This is a genomic window from Ruminococcus sp. RTP21484sp1_RTP21277st1_D2_RTP21277_210401, assembly GCF_040924225.1.
Taxonomy (GTDB): Bacteria; Bacillota; Clostridia; order Lachnospirales; family Lachnospiraceae; genus Blautia_A; species Blautia_A faecis.
On the sequence record NZ_JBCOMJ010000022.1, the window covers coordinates 20073 to 35532 of the forward strand.

Consider the following 15460-nt stretch of genomic DNA (forward strand, 5'->3'; position numbering starts at 1 on the left):
ATTGCAAAGAGCGGCAGCATCTTGCTGGGGTTAAGGGGCAAAGCCCTTAGCAGGTTAAGGGCGGCAGCCATTGCCCAGTGATATGGCGTTTCGCCATATGGTACTGGGTACTGTCTGTAACGGGGACAGAGACTTTTGGAAGCTTCGCTGCAATCCCCTCCGGGGAAACAACTTGAAAAAAGGAGAGATGTGAATTGAAAGGCACAAGGCATAACGGCAGATCTGGGAAAGACGGTGTTTACAATCCGCTTCACAATGACCGGAGATTTGACCCGGAACACAGTGAGCATATTGACAATGAACGTGTCCGTCAGAATATTTACTGGGACTGCTATCAGGGATATACCACAATGGCAGACCGGGGAAAAGAGGATAATTTTTCTTTTAACCAGATTGAGATGGCATACTATGTGGATCATTACAGCGATTATGTGATTAACCAGAATAAACGTCATGAGAAAGCAAGACACCCCGACAGATGTAAAGGGGTGGAAGATGTTCTGAAAAATAAAAAGACCTGTCCGGAAGAAAGTATCTATCAGCTTGGGACGATAGATGAACACGCTTCTGTGGAAACGCTGGTTTTGGTTTTTGATGAATTCAAGAAAGAGTTCGATGAGCGGTTTGGTTCTAATGTGCATATCATTGACTGGTCACTGCACATGGACGAAGCGACTCCGCATATTCATGAGCGTCATGTATTCGATGCTACGAACCGGTATGGGGAGATTGAACCGAAACAGGAAGCGGCACTGGAAGAACTTGGCTTTGAACTTCCGAATCCGGAAAAGAAAAGATCAAAGACAAATAACCGTAAGGTTGTTTTTGATTCTGCCTGCCGGACAATGTTCCTGGATATCTGTAAACGTCATGGACTGGAAATTGACGAAGAACCGTCCTATGGAGGAAGGCAGTATCTGGAGAAACAGGACTATATCCGAATGAAGCAGAAAGAAGAGATTGCGGTTCAGCAGGAAATGCTCAATCAGCAGAGGGATAAGGTCAATGCGAATCATCTGGAACTTGCAAGGCAGTCAAACCATGTCAGGGCAAATGAAAAGGTTATCCAGTCACAGAAAGAAAAAATAGAACAGCAGGAAAAAGAATTTAAAGAAAATTTCATTTCCAATTCTGACCGGATTCTAAGTCAGGGCGAGCTGATTGAAGAACAGAGAGAGGAACTGCAACAGCTTACCCTCCGTATTGAAGATGTGGAAACCTTGCTTGACGAAGTATCCAGTGAAGCCTATGACAAGGCTGTGGATAAAGTCGCAGAGGAAACAATGCGGGCTACCAGAAAAGATGACATTCGTCTTGCGGAAGATTCTAAGAGATGGATTCAGAGTCCGGAACGTAAGGCATCACGAAAAGAAAAGGAATATGCGATAAACAGGCTGGACGGTCTGATTAAAAAAATCGAATATGCGATGGAAAAAGCTGTTGTGAGGGTTGTCCGTCAGTTAAAACAGCCAGAGAAGAAAAAAGCCGTTGTAGAAGAAATCAAAAAAGAAGTGAAGCCGTCAATCAGAGAAAAACTTGCATTGAACGTAGCAAAGATTCAAAGAGAAGAGGCAGAGAGAAAACAACTGAATAAAGGAAGATCACATTCCAGTGATCTGGAACTATAAGGGCATTTTGTTGATTCCGTAAGGACAGGACAAAGTGCTTTTTTGTTTTTTGTGAAAACTTGCTTCCCAGATTTGGGAAGCAGATTTAAGAAAGAGAGGAAACGAATTGGGATTATTTGATGAAGTAAAACAGAATGTGACCGTCCGGCAGGCTGCGGAGAGGTATGGGTTAAAGCCCAACAGGAGCGGACTGATCCGCTGCATTTTCCATAATGACAAATCACCCAGCATGAAAGTTGACCGGAGATATTATTGTTTCGGGTGTGGCTGTACAGGAGATGCCATTGATTTTACGGCACAACTGTTTGACATTGGATTGAAAGATGCAGCCATGAAGCTGGCAGATGATTTTGGGATTCCTTATTCCGGCAGGGACAGGGGATCACCGCAGAACAGGAGAAGCGTTTCAGCAAAAAAGCCAGAGCCGACACCAGAAGAATTTTGGCAGAAAAAACATCTGAGATGCCTGAGAGCCTATCTGGATTATCTGAGCCTGCTTCTGGAATGGAAAGAACAGTATGCACCAAAAACACGGACAGAAGAATGGCATGAAAAGTTTATGACTGCTCTCAGGGAGTTGTCAGTTGTTGAGTATTATCTGGATATCCTGCTCTTTGGGGACAGGGCAGATAAGGAAGCACTTGTAAAAGAAAAATGGAAGGAGGTGGAGCGGATTGAGCAATGCGAAAGAGAAGATAAAGGAGATCGCCACAAAAGAACAGAAAGATGCCATGAAAGAAATGTTCCGGATGGTAGATAAAAGCAAAGTCGATGAAGTGAAACAGATGCTGGAATATACACAGAAAGGAACTGCGAAAGCAACGGTTGGAAATTATATGGTTGTGCTGAGAAATGATCCGCTTGTGCGTGAGAGTATGAAATACAACAAGCTGACAGGCAGGATTGATATTGTAAAAAAACTCTGGTGGAATGAGGAAGTCTGCAAGCTGGATGATGATGGCAGGACTTATTTCTACTATTTCTTTGAACGCTATTACAAACTCACAAGTGAAAAATGTATGGATAAGGCACTTCGCATAGAAGCCAACAGCCGGGCATACCACCCGATCTGTGAGTATCTGGAACAACTGGAGTGGGACGGGCAGGAGAGAATCCGTTATGTTCTGCAACGGTATATGGGGGCAGATGCTTCGGATTTTGTCTATGAGGTTGTGAAGCACTTCCTGATGGAAGCATTAAGCAGAATCTACCGCCCCGGTTGTAAAGCAGATGAAATGCTTTGTCTGGTAGGTCAGCAGGGAGCCGGAAAATCCACATTTTTCCGTTTTCTTGCATTGAACGATGACTGGTTTTCTGATGATCTGAAGCAGTTGAATGACAGTAAGATATACGAGCATCTCCGGGGACACTGGATTATGGAAATGTCGGAGATGATTGCTGCAATCAGTGCAAAGAGCAATGAGGAAATCAAGTCATTCCTGACCAGACAGAAAGACACTTACCGGAACCCTTATGATAAATATGAGGAAGACCGGAAGCGTCAGTGTATCTTTGCAGGTTCAACGAACACAAGGCAGTTCATTCCTTTTGACCGTACCGGGGCAAGACGGTTCCTGCCGATTGCTATAGACAGCAGTAAGGCAGAGAAGCATATCCTCGATGATGAAAAAGAAGCCAGATCCTATTTTGACCAGTTGTGGGCAGAAGTAATGGAAATCTACTGGTCAACGGAGAATAAGAGCAGCCTGTTGAAGTTCTCAAAGGAAATGGAGCAGGAGATCAGTGAATACCGAAAACAGTTCACACAGGAAGATACGATGGCAGGAATGATACAAGGCTGGCTGGACGCTTATAAAGGTAGTCATGTATGTTCCGTCCAGATCTGGAAAGAAGCCTTTGACCATTTTGACCGGGAGCCGAAAAAATTCGAGACAAATGAGATCTGTTCCATTATGGATACGCAGATCACTGGCTGGAAGAGAGCCGGAGTCCACAGATTTTCAAAGGAAGGATATGGCAGACAGAGAAGCTGGATCAGGGAAGGAGCAGAAGAAGAGGGTGGCAACGAACCGGATAAAGATGGATTTACAAAGCTGACGAAAGCAGAACAGTTGGAGCTGCCATTTGATCTGCCCGACAGAGAGAAAGGCTGATTTTGATGCCGAAAGGCTACTGATTACCCGGAAATTTACTGCTTGTTGACATTTTTGTTGACACCAAAATCCTTTGTATTTACCGGTGTTTCAGCTACTTTTTAACAGGTGTCAACAAGAACATTCAAAAAACTTTTCAATAGTATTTTGGAAAACAGAAATAACTACCCGAAAAAAGTTTCAAACCCTATGTTGACACTTGCGTTGTCAGCGTGCCGATAAACTCCCGGCAGGGACAGAAGCAAACCTCTCTCTGTCGGGCACAGGAAAGAAAGGAAATAGATGATTATGGAAAAAATGATGAATAAAAAAACAGAGGGAAACACATTTACAAAGAAAATCGGGCAGACAGTATATGTTGTCCGCTATCATTTCAATGAAGATGCAAAGGAAACCATGCAAGAAAAGATTAACCGGATGCTGGTTACAGAAGCAAGCCGAAAGGCAATGCAATAGATGGGGGCAGAGACAATTGGAATTGAGATATGTTTGAAAATGTGATATGATTTGAGCAACAAATTAGAAGTTATAAAGGAGAAACACTATGGGATTATTTGGTAAAAGCAAAAAAGAGCGAGAAAAAGAGTATATGAACAGATTAGATGTTCCATTATGTTTAAAAGAAGACTTTGAATTGATTATTGATGATGTATTTACAATTATGGGGGTTGGAACAGTTGTCACAGGAAACATATCAACAGGAATGTGTAGAGAAGGAGAAAATGCGTGTGTTTATAAAACAAATGGAGGTGTATTAGAGACTATAATTACTAACATCGATATACATACAAAAGAACGAAAATCAAATGGTTGTGGATATAAAACAGAACATGTTGGACTTGGGTTAAGAGGAGTTTCTAAGGAACAATTAGAAAAAGGAGATAGAGTGATTGTAAAGAATGCCAATATGTATGGAATGTAATTACAAATTCAAGTTTGCAGAATCAAGAAAACTGGAATTTGAGGTGATGAAACTATGACAGAAATACAAATTGCATGGTTAGAATTGATGACAGTTGGAGGTCTTGGTGTAATATTGGTTTTACTAGGAGTTACTTTCAATATCATTGTAAAAAGACAGAATCAATTGTGTACAAAGCAGACAGACGGTATTGTTAAACAATATGGGTTTCCGGGAAATGGAAGGGTGTATCCAATCGTGGAGTACTTTGTGAATGGAACTTGTTATAAAACAAAGAAAATATTTTGTGGAATTAAAACAACGCAAATATCTGGAGTACCCGTACCGGTGAAATCAGAAGTCTATGAAGATGAAAAAGGCTGGCTACATGTAAAAACTGGATCCATTGCAAATTTGCGTCAACTTGCAGAGCAGTTGTGGCCTATCAACAGTAAGATGACAGTTTATTATAATCCAAACAATCCTAAAAAGTGCTATGTTGATAGACCAATTTCAAAAAGTTTTACTTCCATGATGTTTATCATAATGGGAATAGTAACGATACTCTTGAGTGTATTGGTATTCTTTTTGATGCAGCTATAAATTACAAAAGATAATTGGTAATCAGACAAAATTCAAGTTTGTAGAATTATAAAGGAATAATATTATTTTAAATGAGCTGTTCGGATTAAATGCGTTGCCCTCTAACGGGTCAAGGATGAACCATGATACAATCAAACTTGAGTATGGTATTAAACATCAAAATATTCGTAATTTCCTTTTAGTTAAGAAACAAATATAGTAAGAGCAAAATATCGCTCTTTTTTCATTCAAAAATAAGTTATACTAGAAACAGAGGTGATATCCATGATTAACAATAAAGAGAAAAAAATGATTCAAAGATATTGTATATATCCAAAGATTGCAGTGGTTGCACTCATCTTTTCATTTGTACAATGTGCATTAATAGTACCATTAGAGATGATAGATGATTTAGTATTCCAAAACAAAGGTTTTCAGCCTACAGGGATGTTTACTGCATTAGGATTTGTCATTATATATGTTATTATATTCTGTTTCTGTGCACTTGCCCCTAAGTTTGGAATGAACGGTAAGAAATGGAAATCTCTTATAGGTAGATTAAATGTGAAACAGTCAGAAACAGATTATTCTAAAGAGGTATCTGCTGCTTTGGCGTCACAAGCTGTTGGTCGATTCCTTAAAGAAAGTGATAATGATACTGCAAAGAATATAGGAAGTGCTATGCAGGTGGCTGGTGCAGTAAGTACAGTCTCTACATCTATAGATATGTTATCTGAAGCAGGAAGTAATGCCGAGAACATGGCACATGCTTATAGAATCCCTATTCCTGATATAAAAAAACAACTCATTGCCTTTGCAGTTATCCCAATACTTATTGTAGTCGGTACTTATATACCTCAATATATAAAAGGAAAGCAGGCAATGGATCAAAGAATTGCAGCTTCTGCAAAACAAGTAGAAATAGTAAAAAAGGCATTAGAACCTGTATGTGTAAGAGTACATGCAGACAATCCAAATGAATCACGTAGTAGATCAAGTTATACTGTTATGGGATATTTAAGAGATTCAGGTGCTACTGATTGTTATGTTCATGTTCAAGTCAATAATAGTGGTACTATCATCAATATCTCATATGTAGAAGGTGTGGATATTAATAAGAGTTTAGAAGAGAATTTAATGCAGATAGAAAAAGATTTTGCGACATTACAAAAGTCTTTTGAGAATTTAAATGTATCCGTATCTAATCCTGAGATATTATCTTATCAGGCTATTCCACAACAATTTAAAGATGAATTTCTAAATGGGACATTTTATAAGAGTTTCCGTTTCTATGATCAGGATGCGCCTATCAGTTTGTCTTGTTCATTTGATACAGAGACAGAAGATCAGTTTGATGAATATACAAGACCTAAAATTCATTTCTTCTTAGGATCAAAATAGACACCTTATGAATAATAAATTTGATGAACAAAATGATACAGTCAAATTTCAGTTGTTAAACTTATTAATATTTTATCACAGGCACACCTGAAATTCTATTTAAATTCATTTGCTTTGAGGATGCAGAATGATTTAAATATCCCAACATAGGCATACTTCTTATTGGACACGGAATCTTTCTTGTAAGAAAATTGGCAGTTGTATATAATAGTTACAGACCACAGAAAAAGTGGAATAAGCAGAGGAAAATGGATGATTATGAATTACGAAGGTATTTTAGAGTTTAAAGGAACATGGAGAAGGTATCAGGCAAGGGTTTTGGAACACGCAGACAGGTACATGGCAGATGGAAAAATACATATTGTAGCGGCACCCGGATCCGGGAAAACGACATTGGGAATTGAACTGATCCGCAGGATGAACGGAAAAGCACTGATTTTGGCACCATCCATTACGATCCGGGAGCAGTGGATCGCAAGGATTGAGGAAGCTTTTTTATGTGAGGGCATACAGGGGGAAGATTATCTTTCACAGAATTTAAAACAGCCAAAGGCGATCACGGTTGCAACCTATCAGGCATTACACAGTGCCATGACAAGATTTCAGGGAATACAGGAAGATGCAGGTGAGGATAGTGGCACAGGCACAGACGAGTGCCCGGCGAAAACAGAGACAAAGGAAGTAGATTACAGCGGTTTTGATCTGGTTGGGACGATGAAAGAGGCTGGGATCGAAGTACTCTGTCTGGATGAATGCCACCACTTGCGAAGTGAATGGTGGAAAGCATTAGAAGAATTCAAAAAACAGGTGAATAACCTTAAAATCATCGCTTTGACAGCAACACCACCATATGATTCCACACCGGCTATGTGGACGCGGTACATGAATATGTGTGGAGAGATCGATGAAGAGATTACGATACCGGAGCTCGTAAAAGAGGGAAGCCTCTGTCCGCATCAGGATTATGTTTACTTCAACTATCCAACAAAAGAAGAAGAGAAGGAAGTCAGACGTTTTGAAGAACGCAGTAAAGCAATGACAGAAAAAATCATGCGGGATACTCAGTTCCTTACGTACGTAAGAAGCCATAAGGGGTTCAGTGGACAGCTCTCAGATGATCTGCTTCTGGATAATCCGGCATATCTGGCATCACTGTTGATTTATTTACAGAGCAAAAATATTGCAATTCCGTCCAGATTACAGAGGCTTTTGGGGGCAAAAAAATTACCGGACATGAATGTGCAATGGATGGAGCGTTTGTTACAGGGATTCTTGTATGATGATGTGGATTCATACCTGTGTGACAAGACATATCGTGAATTGCTAATTGCTGATTTAAAATCCGACGGTCTGATAGAAAAGAAAAAAGTCGTCATGACGAAAAGTGCGGCAGTGGAAAAAATGCTCACAAATTCCCTTGGAAAATGTAACAGCATCCGTGATATTGTGTTCCATGAATATGAGGCATCCGGTCAGGATTTGAGGCTGCTTGTTTTGACAGATTACATCCGGAAAGAATATGAAAAAGCAATTGGAAATACAGAATATGATGTTAACTCACTTGGAGTGCTTCCGTTTTTTGAGATGCTCCGTCGTGACAATGAAAAGAAAAACGAACAAATCCGTTTTGGGGTGCTTTGTGGAACGATTGTGATCATTCCGGCAGAGGCAAGAGAAGCATTAGAGCAGGCGATCGGAATGAGCGGAAAAGTTACATTCAGCAGGATCGGAAATCTTTCTGAAACAGATTATCTTAAAGTGACAGCGGTTGGAAATGCACATTTTCTCACAGGGGCGGTAACAGATATTTTCTCAAAAGGCTATATGCAGGTGCTGATCGGTACAAAATCGCTGTTAGGGGAAGGATGGGATTCTCCTTGTATCAATTCCCTGATCCTTGCAAGCTTTGTAGGCTCATTTATGTTAAGCAACCAGATGAGAGGGCGTGCCATCCGTGTGATGAAAGAACATCCGGAAAAAACAAGTAACATCTGGCATTTAGTCTGTTTAAGACCGTGGAACGAAGTGCTAAAGGCAGATGACAATCAGATCAGTGAAGATTACAGTATGCTGGAGCGAAGGATGGAACATTTTCTCGGTCTGCATTATACAGAAAATACGATTGAAAATGGAATGAAACGGTTGTCAGTTATTAAAACGCCATTTAATAAAACGAATATTGACAGGATTAACAGACAAATGCTGAAAATGTCGGGGCAGCGCGATACGTTAAAAGAACGTTGGAACAGTGCACTTGCAGTCTATGACAAAATGGATATTGTGGATGAGACAGAAGTAAAAGACAAATTTGTCACAAGTGTTGTTTTCTGGGATGCGATTCTTACAATGATCCTGTCAGGAATTCTGTGTCTGATCGGGGCAATTGGGGCAGGTATTGTTGCTGCAGCGTCCCAAAATGGTATCCTGGCCGGAACCTGTTACTTCTTCATTGCTGCCGGACTGGCTGGAATTATGATACGTTTCCCGAAAATTTTCATGTTGGGAAGTCCGCTAAAAAGATTAAAGGCATTTGGAAATGGAATCCGCAAAGCATTAGAGGAGCAACAGCTTCTGGAAGAAACACACTGTAAAGTTGAGACAGAATCAAACGGACCGGATAACCATATTATTTATCTGTCCGGTGGAAGCGGCAGGGATAAAGCGTTGTTCGCACAGTGTGTCAATGAATTTTTTGATGTGATCGACAACCAGCGTTACATACTTGTGAAAAAGAAGGGACACAAAGGACTGAATGGTTTCTATGCCATTCCAAATTGTTTTTCGAAAAAGAAGGAGGATGCGGAACGTTTTGCAAAATGCATGCATCCGTATATCGGAAATTATGACTGTGTGTATACAAGAAATGAAAAAGGAAGGGAACTTCTGTTAGAAGGCAGGGTGAAGGCACTTGCCAATCGGGAGGAGCGGTGCATTTCCCACAAAAAAGTAAAAGGGGCGTTAGAGTAGAAAACATATTGACAACGAAATATAAAAAATTTGTAGAATTCAAAATTTAATATGAAATGTGAGATAGAGCGTATGGAAATAAACTATACGTTCTATTTTTTTGCCTTTTTGAGAAAAATGATTAAAAAACTATTGACATTTTGTTACTGGTAAGACAGCAAAATCTATTCTGATCAGTTGTGGTGCAAGACTCGCACCCTTTGATATTGCGGAACTGCGGGAGCTTATGAGTTATGACGAGCTGGAATTGGATCTGGTTGGTGACAGGAAAACTGCATTGTTTGTTATTATTTCAGATACCGATGATACTTTTAATTTTATTGTTTCTATTATGTACACACAGCTTTTTAATCTGCTCTGTGACAGAGCTGATGATGTATATGGAGGCAGACTTCCAATTCATGTGAGGTGTCTCCTGGACGAGTTTGCGAACATCGGACAAATTCCAAAATTCGAAAAATTGATTGCTACGATTAGAAGCCGGGAAATCTCAGCTTCTATTATTTTGCAGTCAAAGTCTCAGCTTAAGGCAATTTATAAGGATAATGCCGATACCATCGAAGGGAACTGTGATACGACCTTATTCCTAGGTGGAAAGGAAAAAACGACATTAAAGGAAATAGCGGAGATCCTGGGAAAAGAAACCATAGATCTTTATAACACATCGGATACGAGAGGCAGTCAGCGGTCTTATGGAATGAACTACCAGAAAACAGGAAAGGAGTTGATGAGCCAGGATGAAATAGCAGTCATGGACGGGGGAAAATGTATTCTGCAGGTGAGAGGTGTCAGACCATTTTTCTCAAATAAATACGATATTTGCAAACATAAAAACTACAAATATCTGTCCGATTATAACAAAAAGAATACCTTTGATATTGAAAAATATCTGAGTACTAATCTGATACTGAAACCAGAGGATGAAGTGGAATTGTATCAGATGTAACTTCTCGACAAATTGTCGGGAAGTGGATCATGGGAGGAAATCATGAATAATTTGGAAAAAAGGAACAGTCGGTATCCATCGACGAAAATGAATATACCGACTGTACGTGTGAGGTATTTTCCAAGTAGAAAATCCTATGCTTAGTGTAGCACAAAAGGCAGGGTTTATATAGTGTTTTCTTCCCTTTCTGGAAAAAATCTAAGAAAGGACTGGAAAATGTAAGTTTTCCAAGGGTACACTTATGGCATTTTTTACAACGGCAATTACGACCTTAAAAACATTGGTTTGTGCGATCGGAGCCGGACTTGCAGCCTGGGGAGTGATCAATCTGCTGGAAGGATATGGAACGGACAATCCGGGTGCAAAGTCACAAGGAATAAAACAGTTCATGGCTAATTAGTTGGAACAAAAAACGAAAGGAAAAGCACAATCCAGACGGTATCAGCGGCAGGCTACAAGAATAAATTGTGATTTCACAAGATTGGTGCTATAATAAGAGAAAAGTTCCTGCCGGGGCAGCCGCCCCGGTGGTATAGATAGAAAGGCAGGAAAACAATATGCACATCAGCTATAAGCCACTCTGGCACACACTGTTAGAGCGTGATATGAGAAAAGAGGATTTAAGGCTTGCCGCTGGTATGACAACAAATATGATTGCCAACATGAGCAAAGAGGGAAAGCACATCAGCATGGATACATTAGCCCGTATCTGCGAAACGCTGAATTGTGAGATTACCGATGTGATTGAGTTAGTACCAGACGAGCCTGCTTCCACAGGAGGTAAGGAACATGAGCGAATTGAAACCAAGAATAACGGAAAACGGAATTGATTATATCCTTGTCGGAGATTATTACATCCCGGACTTGAAACTGCCGGAGGAACACCGCCCTATCGGAAAGTACGGACGGATGCACCGGGAATATTTAAGGGAAGTCCACCCAGCCAGATTGAATACATTGATACTGACCGGGGAATTGTGGACATATCTTGCAGACCTGAACGAACAGGCACAGGAACGGTTAGACACCATCATGGAGCAGATGAAAACTGCCGAGGGCGTAACCGAGGAATTGAAGCGTACCCACCAAATGGAATGGGTGCAGCGTTGCAATAACATTCATAACCGGGCAGAAGAAATTGTTTTGCATGAGATGATTTATTCATAACGGGAGCAATTAAATCGGAGGTATATAAGATGATTGAAATTGTATTTGGTGAAAGTGCCTGTGGAAGTTTGAAAATTGCCCAAACTTACGGCAAGGGAAAGTATAGAGGAAGTGCTGTTTCAATATTTATGAGGCATGAAGACGGGAGTGTTCCATCTTCAGATGAAATGAAAAAAGCACAGCTTCAAGCACAGGAACAAGAACGCATTGCTTGGGAGAATGCTATTCCATTGGGAGGCAAGAGCTGTGATGTTTATTGTTTTGATATGGCTCTTAGTGTGGGAGATATTTCTGATAATGGAATTGGCGAACAGCGGAAAAATGTTTTCAAGAAAATGCTGTCTGTCTGCTTTGTAGAGGATTTAGATTATCAGGTTGAAGAAAAAATACAGAAAATTAAAACTACATTGACCTCAGTGATTGAACGATATGTAGCTGGGGAAGAAATTCGCATTTGGTATAGCTATAATCCAGATGAGCTTTGTGGTATGTATTGGCTTATGAAACAACTTCAACCCTTAAACTGCCAGACAACAATTTATTTGGTTAAGTTACCTACATGGGAATATGGAAAAGAAAATACTATGACATCCAAAATAGCATGGGGCGAGGTCTCTCCTGGCGAATGGGGAAACTATATAACTCTACAAGAGAAAGCTAATCCTGTATTTCTTTCAGCTTGTGCTATGAAATGGAATCAACTTCAAAATGAAAATGCACCTTTGCGTGCAATGTTAAATGGTAAATTGCAAAGCGTTTCAGAAGATATATATGATAGTTTCATTCTTCGTGAAATTGCGGAACAGCCAGAGCAATTCAAAATGGCTATTGTCATAGGTAATGTTTTAGGAAAATATCAACTTGGAATTAGTGATGTATGGATTTCCAATCGCATTGATAAAATGCTTGAAGATGGTGTGTTGGAAATTATACAGGACGCACCAAAGGGAGAAACAAATTATCGCCGAATATTAAGAAAACGAATGAAGTAATAACCACAGCACAAACCGCTGCTACATGGAATCCAACAAACCATGCAACAGCGGTTTTCCTTTACCGTTTTTTCCTCTGGTTGATAGGCGTTCCCGTTTTCTTTGATTTTTGGAGAATCCGAATAAGCCAGCGAAATTCTTCATCTGACAGATTTTTATAGTTGATACCGAGCTGCTTGCAGTAAAGCACTGCCAGTTTTTCCAAACGGCTGCCCTTGAAATTTTCGACCGCTTCCAGATTTTCTTTCAGTTCATTGGCAACAGTGGTCTGGGGCGCACTCTCACTATCCTTTTTATGGGTTTCCCGAATATCCCGGATAATCAGGTTTAGGTCATCCAGAACCATGTGGCTGAAATATTCATCATCACTGATATGGGCGGCTTGCAACACTTTCAAATGGGGGTCGTCTTCGCCGGGGCGATACCGTTCAATGATTTCATGCCGGACGGTATCGACAAGGGCGTTGAGGTTCTGAATCTGCATGGTGGCAATTCCATCCACATAAATCTCAATGTCCGCAAGAAACTTGATAAAGTCCTTATGGGTGGCAAGTTCGCAGAGCAGACGGTTGTTAATCCGACCGCTTTTCAGAAGTGCTACCATCTCATCACTCAAATGCAGCTCCCTTAATGGCGTGTTGATCTCCGCCCGGTTCTCTGTCCGGCAAAAGAGATAATCGAGGGACACCCCATAAAAATCTGCCAGCAGGATAAGGTTGCCATGATTGATTTCCTTATAGTCATCTTTTTCATAACTGCCAAGAGCCGATTTTGAAATACCTGTTTGCTCTGCCAGTTCTTCCAGTTTTAATCCTTTGTTTAATCGTAAATCTTTTAGCCGTTCCTGTATTGTAGTAGCTCCGTTCATTGAAGCAGTTCCCCCTTTCTAACGACATTTATAACCGTTGAATTGATTATACCATATCAATTCCGCAATCGTGGAAATTTCTGATTTTTACCCCTAATTCCTACTTTGTGGACATACGGCACAGGGCACAAAAATGTTCTATGATACAGGTAGTTCATCGATGGATTATTCCAATCGAATGACCAGCCTGTGTGGGATATGCTTCCCCGGCGATGTAGTGCCATGACTTTTGGCAGGGATATGGAGGAACCCTTACCAAAACGAGCATACCAAAGGGAGCGATACGCCGCTGTGAGATTCAGGGGAGGAACGACACCGGGGAGAACTGGCGAACTGACACCGAAATGATACCGAAACACGACAATCTGATAGGGGGATAGTCTACCCTATCGCTGATACTTCGGGAGATTTTAGGCGGCTCTATGGCTGTAATTTTGCAGAAAATCGCCCCGAAACCATACACGAAAACGGGAGGAAGCGCAATATGCCGAGAATGAGCAAAAAGAGGAAGCATGAGCTTTCTTTTTACCTCAATGACCGGGGGCGTGTCACTTACAACGAATTATGCCGGAAATGCCAGCATGGGTGCAAGCAGAGCTTCCGGGCGGTTGTGATTGACTGCCCCCGTTATTTATCCAAACGAGCAAAGAAAAAGGAGGAACACACCGAATGAATTTTGAATTTATGACGATAGACACACCATTGCCGCCCTGTATGGCTTTTCCAAGAGCGTTGACAGGGTTTCCAGTCAGCAGCACCGCAAAGGTCATGTACTGCCGGATGTTGGACGCTATGCTCTCCAATGGGCAGGAGGACGAGAACGGAATCCTGTTTGTCTGCTTCCCTGTCACAGCCATTGCCGCAGTCCTGTCCCGCAGTCCTATGACGGTCAAGCGTTCTTTGAATGAACTGGAAAACGCCGGACTTATCATGCGGGTGCGTCAGGGCGTTGGAGAACCAAACAGGATTTATGTGCTGATACCGGGAAAGGAGGACGCTGCCCTTGCCTGATACCTCAAAGCTGGAAAAACTCAATCGGGAGTTGGAGAAAAGCGAAAAGAAACTGCGGAAAGCCATCAATGATGAAAAGGCATTGCAGCACCAGTTAAAGCAGCTTACCCGAAAGGAACGGACGCACCGGCTCTGTACTCGTGGCGGTATGCTGGAAAGTTTTCTGCAAGAGCCGGAACGCCTGACAGATGATGATGTCATGCTGTTGTTGAAACTCATTTTTCACAGGCAGGACACGCAGGAACTATTGAAAAAACTGCTGGAACGGGAGAAACCGGAAACCCCTTAGTTTACTAAGGGCGCAATTATACACCACCCAGAGGTTGGTGCATTGCGTTCTCCGAAGGCTCCTCACCGGAGGGCTGTGATTTTCCGCAGTCATGGTCTGCTCCAAATCAAACAGGGGACGCTACGCTTCCCCTGCGCTGGCTGCCGCCAGCTACCCTTTTGTGGACTTGCCATCTGGGGACACCTTGCGTTGCAAGTTGTTCCCAGCCGACAAGTTTTACAAAATCTCTCTATACTTTGACGGTCGAATAAAGTATAATGAAGTCAACGACTAATCGGAAGTTCAATGTGAGGAAAATTAGATGAAGAAAAAGTCTTATTGGTTAAGTATTAGTGTGTTCGTATTGATACTGATATGGACGGTTTATTATTATGCAATGCAGTACACAGGAGGATTTGCAGACTTAAAGGACTCTATTGTTTGTGGGATTGTAGGTTTGATATGTATCGTATTTATCGTGAAAAGAACTATTGACTTTTTGAAAAACAAAAAATCGTAAAATTCAAGTTTGCCACCCACACATCGGGTCAACTTGTCCCGAACTTTTACAGCTAAATATCCGCCGCCTTCACAGCGGCACACCGAGCAGGAAAT

15 protein-coding genes and 2 pseudogenes are annotated in these 15460 nt (G+C 41.3%); 16 read left to right on the forward strand and 1 reads right to left on the reverse strand.

Translation table 11 applies throughout. The annotated features are described in order from the left end of the window. Positions 1-194: 194 nt before the first annotated feature. The 13 genes and pseudogenes from AB5706_RS14625 to AB5706_RS14685 all read left to right on the forward strand — a co-directional run bounded on the left by AB5706_RS14625 (position 195) and on the right by AB5706_RS14685 (position 12698). A complete protein-coding gene (locus tag AB5706_RS14625; RefSeq protein ID WP_021738885.1) occupies positions 195-1628 on the forward strand; it encodes a hypothetical protein in 1434 nt (477 codons plus the stop codon). 106 nt (positions 1629-1734) lie between these two features. Beyond that, positions 1735-2388, forward strand: a complete 654-nt coding sequence (locus AB5706_RS14630; protein WP_368366153.1) for a CHC2 zinc finger domain-containing protein — start codon at positions 1735-1737, stop codon at positions 2386-2388. After that, positions 2303-3742: a virulence-associated E family protein gene (locus AB5706_RS14635; RefSeq protein WP_227097757.1), complete on the forward strand. Its 1440-nt coding sequence runs from the start codon at positions 2303-2305 to the stop codon at positions 3740-3742. The genes AB5706_RS14630 and AB5706_RS14635 overlap by 86 nt, the downstream gene beginning before the upstream one ends. A gap of 288 nt (positions 3743-4030) precedes the next feature. Next, positions 4031-4198, forward strand: a complete 168-nt coding sequence (locus AB5706_RS14640) for a transposon-encoded TnpW family protein (protein ID WP_081695227.1) — start codon at positions 4031-4033, stop codon at positions 4196-4198. An 88-nt stretch (positions 4199-4286) separates the two neighbouring features. Further along, on the forward strand, positions 4287-4664 hold the full coding sequence (locus AB5706_RS14645; RefSeq protein ID WP_055169795.1) for a hypothetical protein: 378 nt from the start codon (positions 4287-4289) through the stop codon (positions 4662-4664). A 54-nt stretch (positions 4665-4718) separates the two neighbouring features. Next, on the forward strand, positions 4719-5246 hold the full coding sequence (locus AB5706_RS14650; RefSeq protein ID WP_021738880.1) for a DUF3592 domain-containing protein: 528 nt from the start codon (positions 4719-4721) through the stop codon (positions 5244-5246). Positions 5247-5510: 264 nt separating this feature from the next. After that, complete coding sequence (locus tag AB5706_RS14655; protein ID WP_368366154.1) at positions 5511-6626, forward strand: hypothetical protein; 1116 nt, start codon at positions 5511-5513, stop codon at positions 6624-6626. Between the two features lie 258 nt (positions 6627-6884). Further along, on the forward strand, positions 6885-9593 hold the full coding sequence (locus AB5706_RS14660) for a DEAD/DEAH box helicase family protein (RefSeq protein WP_044963264.1): 2709 nt from the start codon (positions 6885-6887) through the stop codon (positions 9591-9593). A 148-nt stretch (positions 9594-9741) separates the two neighbouring features. After that, positions 9742-10539: pseudogene (locus tag AB5706_RS14665) on the forward strand (VirD4-like conjugal transfer protein, CD1115 family); the annotation flags it as partial. A gap of 241 nt (positions 10540-10780) precedes the next feature. Next, positions 10781-10933, forward strand: a pseudogene (locus AB5706_RS14670) (Maff2 family mobile element protein); the annotation flags it as partial. Positions 10934-11096: 163 nt separating this feature from the next. Further along, positions 11097-11369 (forward strand): helix-turn-helix domain-containing protein, encoded by a 273-nt coding sequence (locus tag AB5706_RS14675; protein WP_002593556.1) that lies wholly within the window; start codon positions 11097-11099, stop codon positions 11367-11369. Next, positions 11329-11706, forward strand: coding sequence for a TnpV protein (locus tag AB5706_RS14680; RefSeq protein WP_005927690.1), 378 nt, complete (start codon positions 11329-11331; stop codon positions 11704-11706). Before AB5706_RS14675 ends, AB5706_RS14680 begins: the two co-directional genes overlap by 41 nt. 29 nt (positions 11707-11735) lie before the next feature. Next, positions 11736-12698 (forward strand): DUF3658 domain-containing protein, encoded by a 963-nt coding sequence (locus tag AB5706_RS14685; RefSeq protein WP_005927687.1) that lies wholly within the window; start codon positions 11736-11738, stop codon positions 12696-12698. 61 nt (positions 12699-12759) lie between these two features. Here the strand turns inward: AB5706_RS14685 and AB5706_RS14690 are convergent, their stop codons facing one another. After that, positions 12760-13566, reverse strand: coding sequence for a helix-turn-helix domain-containing protein (locus tag AB5706_RS14690; RefSeq protein WP_173772492.1), 807 nt, complete (start codon positions 13564-13566; stop codon positions 12760-12762). A gap of 484 nt (positions 13567-14050) precedes the next feature. Between AB5706_RS14690 and AB5706_RS14695 the strand changes: the two genes are divergently transcribed. From AB5706_RS14695 to AB5706_RS14705, 3 genes are read left to right on the forward strand one after another with little or no spacing between them, the layout of a single operon-like run. Next, positions 14051-14239, forward strand: coding sequence for a hypothetical protein (locus tag AB5706_RS14695; RefSeq protein ID WP_002304353.1), 189 nt, complete (start codon positions 14051-14053; stop codon positions 14237-14239). Further along, complete coding sequence (locus tag AB5706_RS14700) at positions 14236-14577, forward strand: DeoR family transcriptional regulator (RefSeq protein ID WP_173772494.1); 342 nt, start codon at positions 14236-14238, stop codon at positions 14575-14577. The genes AB5706_RS14695 and AB5706_RS14700 overlap by 4 nt, the downstream gene beginning before the upstream one ends. Next, complete coding sequence (locus tag AB5706_RS14705; protein ID WP_002594808.1) at positions 14570-14866, forward strand: DUF3847 domain-containing protein; 297 nt, start codon at positions 14570-14572, stop codon at positions 14864-14866. The genes AB5706_RS14700 and AB5706_RS14705 overlap by 8 nt, the downstream gene beginning before the upstream one ends. Positions 14867-15460: the final 594 nt, after the last annotated feature.